Source organism: Thalassoglobus neptunius, from assembly GCF_007859735.1.
Taxonomy (GTDB): Bacteria; Planctomycetota; Planctomycetia; order Planctomycetales; family Planctomycetaceae; genus Thalassoglobus; species Thalassoglobus neptunius.
On sequence record NZ_SIHI01000001.1, the window covers coordinates 31,971 to 49,032 of the forward strand.

Here is a 17,062-nt window from a genome sequence, read left to right on the forward strand (position 1 = left end):
AATCCGACATCGAATCATTTCGGAACACCTTTGCCGAATCCTCTCAATCTGTCGGCAAAAAATGCCGATAAGAAAAATAGCGAAATACTAGATTGTGGGTTGGATTCGAGATGCCAGCCACACATCTTGGGGATCGCTCAAATGGGGCTTGAAAACAGCCCAAAGCGACCGTTGTTTCAATGGATGAGTCCGGGTAAACTCCGGTCGCCGTTGCGATGGATGCGACGCTTCAATTCAAGATGTCTTTCAGAAAAGGGACTCAAGGATGAGTCAGTTCGCCATCTTCTCTGGTCCAGCTCTTTGTGATCAGCCTGAGATTTACTCCTTCTCCGAATTCGCAGGCCGACTGAAGTCAACGACTCAACTGCGTGCTGAAGATCGTGCCCGCCTGGAATTTCGCAATCGAACATGCCCGCATTGCGATCGGACGACCGTCGACCCGATTGAGCTTCGAGATGGGCAATTCGGCCGCAATGGAGCCATGATTCCCGGAACCGGAACACTTGTCGGATTCGGTTGCCATGCGTGCGGACACGAATGGCCCGCCTAGAGCAAGTTGCTCTTTCCGGTGTACTCGCTTGACCTTTTCATTAGGTAGAAGGGCCGAGTTTGCTCGTACGAGTGAGTGCAAGCCAAATCAGAGAATACTCCAGAGATGGCGGGGAGATGCCCGTTCACGAAGGTTCGACTGATTCCGCTTCCGTCTCAGACTCGGTTGTCGCTTCGGACTTCGTGCAAATGTGAATCGTCATGCCTGAGCGTGTCAGTGACCAGTCGATTTCCCATTCGGAAGGCAGATCGAAGTCAACACGTTTCGGGACTCGAAAGACGAGAGTCGCATCTGGCGTCGTCACATTTTCTCGAGCGAGGCGTCGCATTGAGTTCCACAGTGGCGACCCTGTCTTGATGTTCGGAACCATCGCATAGGGTGGGTCGAAGAAGACCGTTTCCCAAGGTGAAAAATCCTCTGCCTGTGTTCCCTTGGGTACGAAAGAGCACCGCAGCACATCTGCGGGCCAGACGAGAACTTCGTCCTCGCAGCTGAGCTGTTCGATGTTGGCTCGCAGCAATTCAATCGCTTTGCGATCTTTCTCGATGAACGTCACACGTTCCGCACCGCGCGAGAGAACTTCAAGACCGATTGTCCCGGTTCCCGCGAAGATATCTGCAACACGTTTCCCCTGAATGCGCTTTTGAATTTGTTCGAGCAGCGATTCTTTGACGCGGTCCGTAATCGGTCGAGTTGTCAGTCCTGGGTTGGTGAAGAGTTTTCTTCTCCGGAACTTTCCGGCAATGATCCGCATGTGCGTCAGGTCTCTTGAGGGGGTTGGTCGAGCAAGCTCTCTTTGTGGCGACGAATAATATCTTGGGCTTCTTCTGCGACAGTTTTGTATTCTCGCCGCTTCGGCTTGAGTTGGGAGATCGGCGAAGCATCGTCCGGAGGCGATGCAGACTCATAGAGTGCCGCAGGAGGTGGAGAATCAAAGACCGCAGTGTCCGATTCTGTTGCCCCGTCGAGTTGGTTTTCGGTGAGCCACGAGGCAATATCGTCATCTGAAAGCGAGTCTGCAAGCTGAGCAGGTGATTGAATCGTAATTTTCACTTCCGGTTTCGGAGTCTCAGCAGTCGGATCTCCGATGAACTGGAACATCATCGGCCCGACCGAGAGCGTCCCTCCTGCGAGCAATTCCATTTCTCCTTCGACCGGTCGCCCGTTGATAAATGTCCCGTTTCGGCTTTGTAAATCGCGCACCAGCAAGCTGTTTTCCTGTGCAACCAGGATGCAATGATGGCGGCTGACATCGGACGAGCCAATCCGGATCTTGGAGTCTTCCCCGCGCCCGATCATCGTTTCCCGATCCGTGAGTCGGATTTTTCGACCTTTGTGTTTTCCGGTCTGAATTTCGAGCAGAAGGTTTTGGGGCATGCTAACCACTCTCTGGGAACTGATCACTCATCTCACTGGAGTCGTGCTGATGTGTGACTCTCGAAACTGACGCTGCTGATCGTAAGGGATTTCATCAACCGAAACTCAAAACGCTGTTGCCTGTGCAAATTTGCGATGACCGCTTCTGACAAATGCTCTCACTTCCGAAAAGCATTCAGTCATGAAGCGGAACGACCACGGGTTGACCGCATCGTGGGCAGTTCAATGTCCGTCCGCGATGCGCTGTTTTGACCTTCAAATGTTTGCCGCATTCGCTGCATTCGAAACGCACTTTGTCCGACTCGGAGTTCGCAGTTCCGAAGTGGCGTTTCCGCCAGTGCTCTTCTGCCGCAGCGGCGATGTTCTGAATGAGTTCTTCAGGTTCGAATGGCTTGGTGATATACGCATCAACGCCGATTCGGGACGCCAGCGATCGAGCGTCATCCATGTCGATCGCAGTAAGCATAATCAAGGGGATGTGGGGGTTTTGCTGACGCAGGCGTTCGCAGACTTCAAATCCTGAGACGTCGTTCGGCAAAATGGCATCGGTGATGACCAGATCAGGAATGTGCATGGAAAACGCAGCGTGTGCCTGGCCAGCATCTTTTGCGATTTCAACAGTATATTTGTGCTGCTTGAGAAGTGTTTTTAAGAAGTCAGCCTCATCCCGATCGTCTTCAACGACGAGAATGCGATTGACGATCACTTCTGCTGGAGTCATTCCTCGGCTCATGAGACCTTCCGAACCTGAGAGTGGACGAGTGCAACACGGCATGCTCCATGATGGAGACTTTCGAACGATTCCGGGGGGAAGAAGCGTGAGCACTCCGGCCCATGCCTTCTCCCATAATAGTTCGTTGATCGGTTCGCTGGCAATGTCGGAAATGAAATGAAGCGCAAGCCTTACAGCATGGCGATCCAGCTTAGGCACTCACATGAGCGATTTGAGCACGTTCTCGTTGCCTGTCGATGCCGATTCGCACAGCCAGTTTCGTCAACTGATCCTCCCCATGAGGAGGATCATCGAAGCTGAAGCTCCCTCAGGCGGAAAGCTGTTTAATCTCGGGCTTTGTCGGAAATGTCTTTTCGGCACCAGGCTCCCTGCCAGCGAATACATTTGACAGCTTCGTATGCTTTTCGCTTGGCTTCAGAAAGTGATTCACCGAGCGAGGTGATTCCCAGAACTCGCCCACCGGAGTTGACAACCTTTCCATCGGTAAGTGTTGTCCCAGCATGAAAGACTTTCGTATCCGGGAGTTCGGCAGCTTCGCCTAAACCACGAATCGGATGCCCCGACTCATACGACTCCGGGTAACCTTCAGAAGCCATCACGACACACACTGCAGAACGCGGATCCCATTCCAGTTCGGGAAGATCTCTCAATTTTCCCTGCGAGGCTGCCAGAAGAATTTCGTAGAGATCGGACTTGAGTCGCATCAGGACCGGCTGAGCTTCTGGATCTCCCAGACGTACGTTGTATTCCAGCACTTTTGGCCCTTGGGCGGTCAACATGAGACCGGCATACAAGACGCCCTGAAACTCGGTCCCATTCTTTCGCATCGCGTGAACGGTCGGAATCAGAATGCGCTCGATGACTTCGTCGATCAGCTCGGGAGTCGCAAAAGGAGCTGGAGTATACGCTCCCATTCCTCCCGTGTTTGGTCCCGTATCCCCATCATGGGCGGCTTTATGATCCTGAGCTGGCTCCAGCGTCACGATCGTTTTTCCGTCGACGAGTGCCAGGATGCTCACTTCCTGACCAACGAGTCGCTCTTCAATCACAATCTTTCGACCAGCATCCCCGTACGCCTTTTGCGTCATGATGTGGTGGATGGCTTCGATCGCTTCCGCTTTGGTCGAGCAGACAGAAACCCCTTTGCCCGCAGCGAGACCATCCGCTTTCACGACGAGAGGTGTTTCTTCTCGCTCTTGCACAAACTGAACAGCGTCGGTGGGATCGGTGAAGACCCAATGATCAGCGGTCGGGACATTTGCCCGGCGCATGATTTCCTTGCAGAAGGATTTGCTTCCCTCCAGTGCTGCAGCTGCCTTTGACGGACCGAAGACTGTCAGGCCGCGGCTTTGGAATGTGTCGACAATTCCAGCCACAAGCGGAGCTTCCGGGCCAACGACCGTCAGTGTGACGTCGTTTTCTTCGGCGAAAGCGGCCAAACGTTCGCTGTCTGTGGCGCTGATATCGACATTGATGGCGTCTTCTGCCGTCCCTGCGTTCCCGGGAGCACAGAACACTTTGTCAACGTGTGGAGATTGTTTGAGTTTCCACGCGATGACGTGTTCTCTTCCACCCTGTCCAATCACAAGTACGTTTGCCATGTTACAACCTTAGCGCAGCGACGCAGGCACTTTGAATTGTGAAAACGTGTTCAAAGGCGTCGCGACAAGAGGACGAATGATAAATCCAGAATACCGGTCTGCAACCTTCACCGATCGTGACCTCGGCCGATCGTTCCAGTTTTGAAGACAGCCGCAAGACCGAAGCAGATTTCCGTTGCGGCACGGAACAATTATAGTGCGGCTTCCATTCATTCGCGAGTCGTCCACCCCCGAAGAAATCACATTCAGATGATCAATCGTCAGCGTGAGTTTGCATCACTGGCAGGAAAAACTGCATTGGTGACAGGAGCATCTTCCGGAATTGGAAGAGCGATTGCTGAAGAGTTCGCCGCAGCTGGGGCTCGAGTCATCGTTCACTATTCTTCTTCCAAGCTCAAAGCGCAGGAAGTTGTCGACCAGATTCAAAACTCCGGAGGCGAATCAGATTGCGTGCAGGCCGATTTCCTGACCGATTCGTTTTCTCGGTTCTGCGAGAACGTCTGGAAGGAATCAGGACCGATTGATATTTGGGTCAACAATGCGGGAGTTGACTTGCTGACCGGAGAAGGGGCGACCTTAACGTATGAAGAAAAACTTGAACGATTGCTCCGTGTTGATGTGACTGCCAGTGTTCGATTGAGCAAATTGGCCGGAAACAAGATGAAAGAACACGGCACCGGGACCATCCTGACGATCGGTTGGGATCAGGCGGATCGCGGAATGGAGGGCGACAGCGCGGAGCTTTTCTCGACCGCGAAAAATGCAGTGATGGGGTTCACTCGTTCACTGGCTGTCTCTTTAGCCCCGGAAGTTCGCGTCAATTGTATCGCTCCGGGATGGATTCGAACGGCTTGGGGAGATCAGGCGAGTCAGGACTGGCAAGAACGTGTCATGAATGAAACTCCTCTCAAACGCTGGGGATTGCCCGAAGATCTCGCGAAACTCGCCAGATTTCTGGTCAGCGATGACGCGAATTATCTGACCGGACAGGTGATCAATGCGAATGGTGGCGCAATTCGCTGACAGATGGCTTGACGATCTGAGCAGGCAGAGCCTAAACTGCTTGGCCACATCGGTTTTCTCTGGAATTGCCAGTGAATCGAACGCGGGTGTAGCTCAGTGGTAGAGCACCACGTTGCCAACGTGGTTGTCGAGGGTTCAAATCCCTTCACCCGCTCTTTTGCCTTCTCAGATTGTCTGTTCATTTGTTGGGAAGTGTCTCGTCAAACGCCCTGGGGGGCGTTCGGCCAAGTTGGCTTTCAGGGAATTACGTTGGCCATGACAGGTGAGAAGTTAATTATCATTCCCCTGGTTCGGTCGTGCCCTTGCTGAAAAGTCTCGCAGAATTGAATCGCGAGTGCTGATCTTCAGGCAAGAGAGTGGCACAGGTTGCTTTTCGAAAGAGCCTTACGAAAAACACGTTAGAGGAAATGGTTGTGTCTGAAGAAGTCGAACAAAACGTGGATGAAACCGAGACCGCCGGGGATGTGGGTCTTGCCGAATCGCCGAAAATGGACCTGACGGTCTCAATCGATGATGTCGGGCCTTGTAAAAAGCACGTCCGCGTCTCTGTCCCCAGAGACTCCATCGATGAAGCCTTCTCAGAGGTTGTTGACGAATACTCAGAGAAAGCGGAAGTTCCCGGTTTCCGAGTTGGCAACGTCCCCTCAAGCCTCGTCGCTCGTCGCTTCAAAACCGAAATCGCCGATCAGGTCAAACAGCGCGTGCTGATGGCAAGCCTTGAGCAGTTGGGCGAAGAGTCTGACCTCGACCCGATCAACGAACCGAATCTCGATCTCGAAAGCATCGTTATCCCTGAAGAGGGCGACTTCGAGTATGAGTTCGATGTCGAAGTCCGTCCGGAATTTGAACTTCCAACCTACAAAGGTTTGAAGATCGATCGCCCGACCCGGGAAACCACCGACGAAGAAGTCAACGCGTACCTTGACCAGTTCCTCGATCAGTACGGAAAACTGGTTCCTGTCGACGCCCCTGCCGAAGATGGCGATTTCGTCACCGCCAACATTACCGTTGAACATGACGGAAAACCACTCGCACACATCGAAGACATCTCCATTCGAGTCCGCCCGAAGCTGCGATTCCAGGACGCAGAACTCGACGGATTCAACGAAATCATTGCCGGAGTTTCCGCCGGAGAGAGCCGCGAAGCCGATTTGACCGTCTCAATGGAAGCTGATTCCATCGGGATGCGTGGCGAAACGGTTCACGCGAAGTTTGACGTCCTCGATGTCAAACGAATGGAAACTCCCACTCTCGACGAAGAATTCCTCGAACGAATCGGCGTCGAGTCGGAAGAAGACCTGCGAAGCCAAATTCACGGAATGCTGGACCGGCAGGTCAAATACGAACAACGCCAGGCGATTCGACGTCAGGTTCTCGAGAAGATTACCGAGTCTGCCGACTGGGAACTTCCTGAAGACCTCGTGACCAAACAGGTCGACAACGCTCTGAAACGAGAGATTCTCGAAATGCAGCAAGCAGGATTCACTTCACGTGAAATCCTGGCTCGCGAGAACGATCTTCGTCAACGCTCGTTGAGCATGACACGCCAGAACCTCAAAGAACACTTCGTTCTTGACCGGATTGCCGAGATCGAAAACATCGACGTGACGGAAGAAGATCTCGAAGTCGAAATTCTTTCAATGGCGATGCAACGAGGTGAAAACCCTCGCCGAATTCGAGCCAAAATGATCAAGAACGGTTCGATCGAGAACCTTCAGGCTCAGATTCGTGAGCGAAAAGCTGTTGATATCGTTTTCGATAGTGCCGAGTTCAACGACGTTCCGCTGCCACCGACCGTGACCAACGAAGTGGAAGCACTGAATCGTTCGATCTGCCGAACAGCAAGTCAGGCGGACGCAACCCAGGACGACGACGACGCAGAAGACGAATAAGTCTTCCGGCATTTGAAGTCGCAGATGTCATCAGACACAAAAGGCACGGAAACAAACTTCCGTGCCTTTTTTGATTTCCGGGCACCAGTCCGTTATTGTCTGACTGCATTGCGTCCTCAGCCAATCAAGCGCTGTGACTCTTGCTCTCGCTCATTCAGATTCGTCGCAGCTTGAATTGCCGTGTTCGCGAGTGAGTCGACGAGAACCCATCCGAAATCTGCTCATTAATGTGACAGCGCTGTGTCAAAGATCCTCGATCGCATCGTTGAACAGAAACTTCAGGACATTGCAGCTGCAAAGCGAGCAGTTCCTCACTCTCAACTACAAGCGTTGATCCCGAGTGCTCCACCTGTTCGCGGGTTTGTTGAGTCGCTTCGCAGCCATCACCCCATGGGCCTGATTGCCGAAGTCAAACGAGCTTCTCCCTCAGCAGGGCTGATTCGAGAGGATTTCGATCCCGTCGAAATCGCAACTGAATATGCTGCCAACGGCGCGGCCTGCCTGAGTGTTCTCACAGATGAACACTTCTTTCAGGGTTCGCTCGAATATCTCGTTGCGGTTCGAAAAAGCGTCGAGATTCCGGTCCTCCGCAAGGACTTCATTCTCGATGTCTACCAGATTGATGAAGCGAGAGTCGCTGGGGCGGATGCGATTTTGCTGATCGCAGAATGCCTCGACGACGAAACACTCAGTCGCCTTTACGAGCACACCCATTCGCTCGGAATGCAAGCATTGGTGGAAATTTATGAGCCGCACAACCTCGAGCGGGTCCTCGCACTCTCTCCCCCGCTCATCGGAGTGAACAACCGGAATCTGCAAACGTTCGAGACTCGACTCGAGCACTGCACCGATCTCAGAAAATCGATTCCAGAGGAGATTCTGGTCGTGGGCGAAAGCGGAATTCATTCGCACGACGACGTCCTGATGCTTCAGAACTCCGGTGTTCATGCGATTCTTGTCGGAGAATCGTTGATGCGGCAGCAACACGTCGGACAGGCAGTTCGCACTCTACTCGGAACAGAAAACTAACCAACCTTACAGGAGGGGTTCCATGTCACTGGACCAGACGACCGTCGAACACGTTTTAGTCGTCCCGACGTTGTTGTTTCACGAAATCGGACACTTTCAGGGATACACGACGAACATTGAGCCCTACCTGGAAACACTGCTCGACCCAAGTTACGTGAGCTATCGTCCTCGCCACGAAGTTGAAGAAGACCCAAGCTACAAACAGCTCATCCCCTATTGCATCTTTCGCCACGAAGGAAAGGTCTTTTATTACCGACGTGGAAAGGAATCGGGAGAAGGTCGCCTTCACTCGAAACGCTCGATCGGGATCGGCGGTCATATTTCTTCGGACGATGCAACCTCGGGCTCGAACGTCTATCAGGTCGCGATGAAGCGGGAAATTGAGGAGGAAGTCTTTCTCGAGTCAGGGTTTAGCGAATCCTGTGTGGCACTCATCAACGATGATCAAACCGATGTCGGTCGTGTGCATCTTGGAATTGTTCACGTATTTGATCTGGAAGCGGCCAAAGTTCGCCCTCGCGAAACGTCGATCATAGAAGCAGGGTTTGAAGATCCGATGCAACTCGCAGAGAGTCGCGACGATTTTGAGACTTGGTCACAAATTTGCCTGGAGTTCCTGAATACTGGTCAAACGTGAACAGCTCGTTCACATCCCAACCGAATTCCAGGAAACAATTGTTGATGCATCAGACATAACAAAGGAGTGTGTGTCGATGAAACTTATGCGGAGTTTGATCGTCGCTGGAGCGTTGACTGGCGTCGGAGTATCGATCCTGCCCTCACAGTCTTGTGTCGCACAAGACCGTGCCCCCATGCAGCTAAGCGAAGAACAGCTTGGCGAGTCAATTGCTGCGATGGGAATTGAGGCAGAGAAGAAACAACAACGGTACGATTTTGCTTTTCGGGCCGTCATGGCGGAAGAAGAGTGGGAACTCTCGATGTCCGCCGTGCTGAGCCAGAACGGTGAAGACTTGTGGGTCATGGCCTGGCTGGATAAGCTTCCAAAGACTTCAGCCGAAGCCCCCAAAACTGCCCTGTTGCGCCTGCTTGCCCAAAACGACCAACTCGGGAACGGCAAGTTCTTCGCCTATGTGCCAACAGCACGACGGTTCGTTTTGCAGCGAACTGTCCCGAACGAGGACCTGACATCCGCGAAACTTCGCGTCATCCTTCAGGATCTCGGCTCAACCGTTGTCGAAAACTACCCAATCTGGGCGGTTGCCAACTGGAATCCCACGGGAACACCAGCAGCTCCGACAGGAGCCCCGGCTCAATCGGCCTCACAATCGGGTGGACAACAATTTCAACAGCCAGTTCAACGTTGATGTTTGATTCCGGGGGGAGTCAGGCTGGGTCTCTTTGACTCAGCTGAAAACTCGACGTTGAATGACCGGGGGCGATACCCTGGCTGTAGCCGTAACCTCATCGACCGAAATTTTGCAGAAGCTCGTCCTGAGACGGACTGTGACTCACAGGGGATTCTGATCCCCGCCCGATTCACTGTTTTTGGGACTGGAGCTGCGAGATTTCCGGGTCGATGGGATTACGGCTTGAGTCGTCCATGGAAATCAATTCCAGACTGGTTCTGGTTCGGTGAAATGTTTATGCTGACAACCCATGTGTGGGAGGCAGTCTGCGTCGATCGCTGTTGGTGTCTCCCGTAACACAGTGATTCACTGTCCTGCGAGGAATCCAGAGTGGTTCGCTGTGATAATGTCTCCCTCCAGATAACTGGTCAAAAACCGTACGGATCTTGGAGTGGACTGTTTGATTGAGCCAGCAAATTGTTCTCGGAGTGAGAACTCAATCCTGAGGTGACCTGCGTGGCGACCATAGCAGAAAAGGATTATGCGAAACCCACGCCGGGGAATGACAAAACATTGTTTACTCGACGTACGAGTTCGCTTCTCGGTGTTCAAATTGCCGCTTGTGGCTCCTATTTGCCTGATCAAGTTGTGACAAATGAACAGCTTGATGAACGCTATGGGTGTGACCCGAACTGGATTGTGCAGCGAACGGGAATTCGCGAGCGTCGCCATTGTCCCGATGGGATGGCGACCAGCGACATGTGCATCGAAGCATCACGCCAGGCAATTCGCTCTTCTGGAATCGATCCTCAGCAGATTGATCTCCTCGTCTGTGGAACATTCACACCGGATTATCATTGCCCGTCGACTGCTTGTCTGGTTCAGGACCAGTTAGGTCTCGACTGCCCTGCTTTCGACGCCGCAGCGGCATGTGCCGGCTTCATGTATGCACTCGTCACCGCAGCCCAATTTGTGGCCACGGGAAATGCTCGATACGCACTCGCTGTCGGGGGTGACCTGAACAGCAGAATTGTGAACCCGAAAGATCAGCGGACGTTTCCACTCTTTGGTGATGGAGCCGGTGCCGTTCTGATTACAAGAGGGACTCCTCATCAGGGTCTGATTTGCTATCAACTCGGATCTGATGGAAGTGGTGGTCCGCTGTTGGATCGGCCAGCCGGGGGAACGAAGGCTCCCATGACTCCAGAAGGTCTCGTCGCAGGGGAACACTTCCTCCGAATGGACGGTCGAAGCGTCTTCAAATGGGCGGTCCGCATGCTCGTTGACACGATTGAACTCGTGCTCAGCAAAAGCGGAATGACAGTCCACGACATTTCTCAGTTCGTGTTGCACCAAGCGAACATCCGAATCATCAACGCCGCAGCTGAACAGCTCGGGATTCCGCAAGAGAAGCTGTTCGTGAACCTCGACCGATACGGCAACACCTCCGGCGGATCGATTCCGATTGCCCTCGACGAAGCTGTCCGCTCTGGGCACATTCAGTCGGGCGATGCTGTCCTCATGTGCGGATTCGGCGGTGGGCTGACTTGGGGAACCGGAGTCTTTCGCTGGTAGAAGATTTCTGAAGCCGGTCGAATCAACTCAGGCAGCGTCTCTGCAAGAGTTCGAAACAGGCTGAACTGCGCACTCGATAGCCATCACGACAGCTGCTCCGCAATGATCACCGCGTCTGCGACCGATCGCCATCAACTGTAGTACGACTCGACTGCTAACCCTGTTCGCGTTCTAACACGCTCAGCGATGGCGTCGACTTCTTCATTGAGCAGCGGTGCGACAAAGCTTTCGGCGGGCTGGCGGGCGACGGTGTAAACCTGAACGAGACTGAGTTGGCCTCCCGATTCGAGAACGTCCTTGAGGCGATCAATGTAGGCTTCAATTTCCTCAGAAGTCGGTGGCTCGCCATGCACTCGCATGAAGAGACTTTGGATGACAAGCGGACGAACGCGAGAAGCGTCAAGAATGTTGTCGAGAACCTGCTGAAAGCGGATTTTCGTTCGATCAACAAGCTGGAAATACTCGCTTGTTCCGGCGTCGAGTTTCGCCCAGATTTCACCCTGATTCTCATCCAGCAGCTTGAGGCCGCGCTGGACAACCGGGCGATGAAACATGCTGGCGTTCGTAATGAGCACCATTTTGACAGCATCAAGCCCGAGAGAGGCTTTCAGCTGAGCGGCTCGTTCGATGATTTCGTCGAAATTCCGATACGTGGTCGGCTCGCCGTCTCCTGAGAACGCGATGTCGTTCAAACGTTGAAATTCGGATGGAACGTCCGCGAATCGGGGATCGGTGAAGATTTCTCCCGACGAGACAAATTCCAGCATCCCTGCGAGTTCGTCGAAGAGTTGTTCGAACTCAACAAACTGCGTGACCGATTCGGATCGCCGATCGACCTGACAGTAGATGCAGTCGAAGTTGCACACTTTGTCGGGATTGAGATTTACCCCGATCGAAATTCCCTTGCTACGTCGAGACAGGACCGGATAGACGAACCGATTCTGTTCGTATTGTCGCGGGTGCGATCGGTGCTGCCGAACGGATGGAGAATTCGTCATGGTGCTCAAGCTGACTCACAGAAGGAATAAAATGGGCCGGACACCGCAGCATCCGGCCATTCGATTATAGGTTCAGCAGTCACCAAGACGAGATCTATTGTTCGCTCGCCAGGAAATTCCCTACAGGCCCAGCCAAGGCAATGGAGCTTTGGCAGGAGGAAGATTGACCAGTTGAACTCCGGTCACGTCGGGGTGTCCCTGAACTTCCTTGAGCGCTTCTTCTGAAGGAGCATTGTCGAGATTCAGAACCGCGACAGCTTCTCCTCCGGGCTCGTTTTTCTCACGGCCAAGTGCCATGTGAGAGATATTCACCTGATGCTTGCCAAAGGTTGTGCCAATCGCTCCGATCAATCCCGGAACGTCTTTATGGCGATAAATCAGCATCAATCCGTCGAGGTATGCGTCGAGCTGGTAGTCATTCAGCTTCACCAGACGTAGGAAATCGTTTCCGAACGTTGTGCCGCCTGCGGTGATTTCTCGCTGGTCTGTGCGAACAGTCGCGGAGATCATTGTGGCAAATGCACCTGTTTCCGAAGTCGACGTTTGCGAAATGGCAATTCCGCGATCTTTGGCCGTCACATCGGAATTCACAATGCTGACAGTATCATCAAGCGCGGCCGAAAGAAGCCCGGATGTGAACGCACTCGTGATCAGTTTGACAGGCTGCGAAGTCACATCACCGCGATACTGAAGTTCTGCCCCTTTGATTCCTTCCGATCCTGCCAGCTGAGCCAGCATTAAGCCCAATCGATAGGCGAGATCGAGATAAGCTTTGGCAGCTTCGAGTTCTTTCCCGGAGATCGGGACCATGTTAACGGCGGAACGGATTTCGTTTCGCGTCAAAAAGTTGCAGACAATTTCGGCCGCTTCGACTGCCACCTGTTCTTGTGCTTCTTCTGTCGAAGCTCCGAGGTGAGGAGTACACAGCACGTTCGGATAGCTCGCCAGCTTGTCGTTGGCGCCAGCCTTCTCCGTCACATAGACATCGAGAGCCGCCCCGCCCACCTGACCGGATTCGAGGCCTTCGAGGAGGGCTTCTTCGTCGATGATTCCGCCGCGGGCACAGTTAACGAGCCGCACGCCTTCTTTCATCTTCTTCAGGCGTTCGGCATTGATCAGTCCGCGAGTTTCATCAGTCAGAGGCGTGTGAACTGTGACCAGATCGCACTTCACGAGCAATTCGTCAATGTCTCTGTAGAGTTCGATATTCTGTTCGGCAGCCCGTTCCTCACTCAGGAACGGATCGTAGCCGAGCACGTTCATTTCCAGTCCATTACAACGTCTGGCGACGGCCAGCCCGATTCGGCCGAGTCCGATCACACCGACAGTCTTCCCGGCCAGCTGAGTTCCGGTGAAGAGTTTTCGATCCCAGCGGCCTTCTCTCATCGATTGCGAGGCAGGACCGATATTGCGGCACAGCCCCATCATCATCGCAATCGTTTGCTCTGCTGTGCTGAGCGTGTTTCCATCGGGAGTATTTGAAACGACAATTCCCTGTCTTGTGGCAGCCACCAAATCGACGTTGTCGACTCCAACTCCTGCACGGGCAACGACTTTCAGCCGTTTCTGACCACTGAGAACGTCTTCGGTCAGTTTCGTTCCACTTCGGATGACAATTCCATCCGTCGTTGCGAGTGCCTCTTTCAGTGCGCTGGGGTCCTTGTGGATCTCTGGCTCATAAACCAGATCGATCTCCGGATGATCTTCAAGAAGTTTCAGACCAATTGGGGAAAGGTTGTCGCTGACAAGGACGCGATACATGGGAATTCCTCGAATCCATTCCGGACCGGGTTTGAAAAGAACGAGCTGTGAAACCTGCTGTTTCAGGCGTCATAGTTGGGACGACTGCGCAGAGGGTGTAGCATAGAGGACAAGGGACACGCGCCAAGGGTTCAACGATCAGATGGCCCTTGTTCCAAACCTTCGGAAACTCATTCAAAGAATTCTGCGGTCCCAGCGAACTGCGTGTTCACGAGTCTGTACACTGTGAAATTCGAAAACCGATCCGGACTGATCGGTTTTCGAATGAGTTTTCGCCCAACTATTCGCCTGAATCAGAGGAGTGAACATTGACCCCGGACGAACTTCGACAGCTTCAAGCTCCGTGGAAAGAGAAATTTCGATTGAGTTCCGACGCAGCGCAAGCGACACTCTCAGCAAAGGGTGTTGTCGATGTGGAACGCGTCGCTTGCCGAATTCACGAAAGCGAACCTCAAGCGCGAACTGCAGGTCTCCATCCGATGGCAGGCGGAGACGGAACCGATGCCTGCGCTGCTGAGATGCTGCTTGAAGCCCTTGTCGGCTGTGCAGGTGTGACCTTCGCAGCTGTCAGCACTGCAATGGGGCTGACAATCGAAGACGCTCAAATGTTGGTCGAAGGCGATCTCGACTTTCGCGGTACTCTGGGAATCGATCGGTCGGTGCCAGTCGGTTTCACTGAGATCCGAGTTCAATTCGAAATCAAATCGGACGCAACCGATGAAACACTCTCGAAAGCGGTCGAACTGGCCGAGCGGTACTGTGTTGTGGCGCAAACATTGAAATCGGTTCAGTCGAGCTGGAAGAGAAGCTGACGGAATGTTTCGGGCAGGGAAGTTTTATTCAGAGCTTTGGCGGGGAGTAGAGTGAGTGTCGGATTCTCAAGAAGAGCCGTTGTCGATCTACTGTCCGGCCTGCAACGAGTCGTTTGTTCGTGTGCAGGCAGACACGCTGTGCCCGCAATGTGGGATGCCGATTTCCGCGGGCGACAATTCTTACCTCAAGACAATGCTCTGGAAGTCCGCCGAAGAATGGATCAGTCGATCGGAGGCGCTGCAAGCCGCGAAAGATCGGCAGATCGAAGCACTCATCGGAAAAACTCTCGAGAAGTATTTTCTGCAGTCGCTTCTCGGACGAGGCGGAATGGGATGGGTCTTTCTCGGACGACACCTGCAACTCAACCGTTCGTGCGCCGTCAAGGTTCTGTCGCCGGATCTTGTGGCCCGAGATCCCGACTATTTGGACCGCTTCTGCACTGAAGGTCAGGCGGCCGCCTCAATCGTGCATCCCAATGTCGTGACCGTGCATGCAATTGGTCAGACAGACGATCTCAACTTTCTTGAAATGGAATACGTTCCCGGACGTTCATTGCAGACGGAAATCCGGAACGGTCCTCTTCTCATTCCTCGCGCGACGTTTCTGGCTCTCGGAATTGCGAACGGACTGGCAGCCGCTCATCGGCTGGGAATTGTTCATCGAGACTTGAAACCGGACAACGTGCTTCTGACGCATCACGGTGTTCCGAAAATCAGCGACTTCGGACTCGCGAAGCGTCTGCACGGAAACTCCTATTTCGAAATGCCGGGGACTCTGGCGGGAACGCCTCACTTCATGGCTCCCGAACTCTTCAGTGGAGTCGAAGCTTCCCCTGCGAGTGATGTCTACGCGCTGGGTGTCTGCTTTTATTACATGCTTACCGGAAGACTTCCGTTTCCTCGGCGAAAGATGCAGGATCTCGTCTCAGCAGCCACGACCGAGACCGCCCCGAACATTCGTGAACTCCGTCCGGAACTTCCGCTCGAATTGTGTGAGTGTCTTGGGCTGATGATGGAGAAGAGTCCGCAGAATCGTCCACGAGATGGAATCGAAGCGTCACAGCTTCTTCAGGCGGTTCTCGGTCAAACGCGCGACCTTGAGTCGTTGATGCACGAAGCGTTCGATCACACGCGTCATGTCAGCTGGGTGCGTCGAGGCGAAGAATATCAGATTGATGTTGCGCTCCCTGATCAGCGAAGACAAACCGTCTTTGTCACTCACAGCAACCACCGCTATCACGAGCGACTTTTGCAGATCTACAGTATCTGCTGTCCGGCGGAACCGCATTACTTTCCGGCGGCATTGAGATTGAATTCTCGAATCTCACACGGGGCGTTGGCACTGAGAGATGTGGAGGACCAGGAGTATTTCGTCATCACATGCTCTTATCCCCGATCGACTGTTGACGGAGAAGAGATTCAGAAGAGCGTTCTCGAAATCGCCTCACATGCTGACGCTGTCGAACTGTTGCTGACCGGGAAAGACGTCAACTGATCGTGGCATCGACTGATTCGTCACGGCAATGAACCGGCTGTCAGCGAAGAATTGATGACTTACGAAACAGGCGTTTTCCTTTTCGAAGAGCAGCGGTTTCGAGCCGGTCTCTTCGCTTCCTGCAGAGCTTGACGGTCTTGCGAAGAGTTTTGCGGGAGACTCCCGCTTTGCGAAGCGACGATTTGCCGGGTTGCGTCGTGATCGCTTCGATGAATAAAGCTAAATCGTGGTCGTCTCCAAGCCTGGAAGCGATCTTCTTCGCTGGGCGAAGCCGTGAGTCCATGACATCTTCGTTGAATTCCGACAGAAGTTGGCACTGGTGCCAGTGATACTTGACGTGTTTTCTCCATTCATGCAAATGGGGTGTCGCTCGCGACTTCGCAGCTTTCCGCATCGACCTTCGGCTTTGACGGTATGTCTTCTCAAACCCGTCAATCACACTCTTTTCGACATGTTCGGGTTTCCAGTTTGTGGAACGATCGATTGTCGATTGAATTTGATCGAGGAGTGAAGCTTGAAGTTCTGTTGTATCGACTCGGGAATCCGGACGACTGAACATCGAACGGATCGCGTCCAATTGCTTATCAGGAATTTTTACAGCGAGTTTCTTCTCAATCGACGCGAATGTTTCCGCCAGCGAATCAACATCTCGAATGGCTGAAATTCTGCGGGCTTGATCTCTCAGAATTTTGTTTTCGATGCGGTAGGTGTTCGGCATTATCGGGCGAGCAAGACGGAGGAGTGCCCGCAATCTTTTGAAGCAACGTCGCAGTAAGTGAATCGATCGCGCCCGGTCGCTCTCAAGCTTTGTCACCAGACGTCGGGCTTCGGTCAGTTGCTCGACGGCAACTCGTCGAATTTCTTCGCACTCTCGCTGGTCGGGTTCGATTCTGAATGACGCGTTCATTC

The 17,062-nt window shown here is 53.3% G+C and carries 16 protein-coding genes and 1 tRNA gene; 10 read left to right on the top strand and 7 right to left on the bottom strand.

The window, feature by feature from the left end:
- Positions 1-265 precede the first annotated feature (265 nt).
- Positions 266-550 (top strand): hypothetical protein, encoded by a 285-nt coding sequence (locus KOR42_RS00125; RefSeq protein WP_146506610.1) that lies wholly within the window; start codon positions 266-268, stop codon positions 548-550.
- A gap of 124 nt (positions 551-674) precedes the next feature.
- Here KOR42_RS00125 and KOR42_RS00130 read toward each other — a convergent pair whose 3' ends face one another.
- The 4 genes from KOR42_RS00130 to purD form a co-directional block, all read right to left on the bottom strand.
- Positions 675-1,304 carry an RsmD family RNA methyltransferase gene (locus KOR42_RS00130; RefSeq protein ID WP_146506611.1) on the bottom strand — a complete coding sequence of 210 codons (630 nt, stop codon included), beginning with the start codon at positions 1,302-1,304 and terminating at the stop codon, positions 675-677.
- Between the two features lie 5 nt (positions 1,305-1,309).
- Positions 1,310-1,927 (bottom strand): FHA domain-containing protein, encoded by a 618-nt coding sequence (locus KOR42_RS00135; RefSeq protein ID WP_146506612.1) that lies wholly within the window; start codon positions 1,925-1,927, stop codon positions 1,310-1,312.
- Positions 1,928-2,102: 175 nt separating this feature from the next.
- Positions 2,103-2,648 (bottom strand): response regulator, encoded by a 546-nt coding sequence (locus KOR42_RS00140; protein ID WP_231740529.1) that lies wholly within the window; start codon positions 2,646-2,648, stop codon positions 2,103-2,105.
- Between the two features lie 335 nt (positions 2,649-2,983).
- Entirely contained in the window at positions 2,984-4,261 is a 1,278-nt protein-coding gene (purD, locus tag KOR42_RS00145; protein ID WP_146506614.1) for a phosphoribosylamine--glycine ligase, read from the bottom strand.
- A 249-nt stretch (positions 4,262-4,510) separates the two neighbouring features.
- Here purD and KOR42_RS00150 point away from each other — a divergent pair, with 249 nt between their 5' ends.
- The 7 genes from KOR42_RS00150 (at position 4,511) to KOR42_RS00180 (ending at position 11,087) form a co-directional block, all read left to right on the top strand.
- Positions 4,511-5,284, top strand: coding sequence for an SDR family NAD(P)-dependent oxidoreductase (locus KOR42_RS00150; RefSeq protein WP_146506615.1), 774 nt, complete (start codon positions 4,511-4,513; stop codon positions 5,282-5,284).
- Positions 5,285-5,366: 82 nt separating this feature from the next.
- Positions 5,367-5,438, top strand: a tRNA-Gly gene (locus KOR42_RS00155).
- A 253-nt stretch (positions 5,439-5,691) separates the two neighbouring features.
- Positions 5,692-7,176, top strand: a complete 1,485-nt coding sequence (tig, locus tag KOR42_RS00160) for a trigger factor (protein ID WP_146509934.1) — start codon at positions 5,692-5,694, stop codon at positions 7,174-7,176.
- Positions 7,177-7,416: 240 nt separating this feature from the next.
- Positions 7,417-8,205 (top strand): indole-3-glycerol phosphate synthase TrpC, encoded by a 789-nt coding sequence (gene trpC, locus KOR42_RS00165; protein ID WP_146506616.1) that lies wholly within the window; start codon positions 7,417-7,419, stop codon positions 8,203-8,205.
- Between the two features lie 22 nt (positions 8,206-8,227).
- Positions 8,228-8,842 carry a phosphoesterase gene (locus KOR42_RS00170; RefSeq protein ID WP_146506617.1) on the top strand — a complete coding sequence of 205 codons (615 nt, stop codon included), beginning with the start codon at positions 8,228-8,230 and terminating at the stop codon, positions 8,840-8,842.
- Between the two features lie 76 nt (positions 8,843-8,918).
- Positions 8,919-9,530 (top strand): type III secretion system chaperone, encoded by a 612-nt coding sequence (locus tag KOR42_RS00175; protein WP_146506618.1) that lies wholly within the window; start codon positions 8,919-8,921, stop codon positions 9,528-9,530.
- 498 nt (positions 9,531-10,028) lie between these two features.
- The gene (locus KOR42_RS00180) at positions 10,029-11,087 is read left to right on the top strand and encodes a beta-ketoacyl-ACP synthase III (RefSeq protein ID WP_231740532.1); all 1,059 of its coding nucleotides are present in this window, start codon (positions 10,029-10,031) and stop codon (positions 11,085-11,087) included.
- 131 nt (positions 11,088-11,218) lie between these two features.
- On the opposite strand, the gene KOR42_RS00185 is transcribed toward KOR42_RS00180, so the two are convergent.
- Complete coding sequence (locus KOR42_RS00185) at positions 11,219-12,085, bottom strand: radical SAM protein (protein WP_146506619.1); 867 nt, start codon at positions 12,083-12,085, stop codon at positions 11,219-11,221.
- Positions 12,086-12,205: 120 nt separating this feature from the next.
- On the bottom strand, positions 12,206-13,846 hold the full coding sequence (gene serA / locus KOR42_RS00190) for a phosphoglycerate dehydrogenase (protein WP_146506620.1): 1,641 nt from the start codon (positions 13,844-13,846) through the stop codon (positions 12,206-12,208).
- Between the two features lie 308 nt (positions 13,847-14,154).
- Between serA and KOR42_RS00195 the strand changes: the two genes are divergently transcribed.
- Both KOR42_RS00195 and KOR42_RS00200 read left to right on the top strand, forming a co-directional pair.
- A complete protein-coding gene (locus KOR42_RS00195) occupies positions 14,155-14,658 on the top strand; it encodes an OsmC family protein (protein WP_146506621.1) in 504 nt (167 codons plus the stop codon).
- Between the two features lie 55 nt (positions 14,659-14,713).
- A complete protein-coding gene (locus tag KOR42_RS00200; RefSeq protein WP_146506622.1) occupies positions 14,714-16,153 on the top strand; it encodes a serine/threonine protein kinase in 1,440 nt (479 codons plus the stop codon).
- A 40-nt stretch (positions 16,154-16,193) separates the two neighbouring features.
- Here the strand turns inward: KOR42_RS00200 and KOR42_RS00205 are convergent, their stop codons facing one another.
- On the bottom strand, positions 16,194-17,060 hold the full coding sequence (locus KOR42_RS00205) for a CHAD domain-containing protein (protein WP_146506623.1): 867 nt from the start codon (positions 17,058-17,060) through the stop codon (positions 16,194-16,196).
- Positions 17,061-17,062 lie beyond the last annotated feature (2 nt).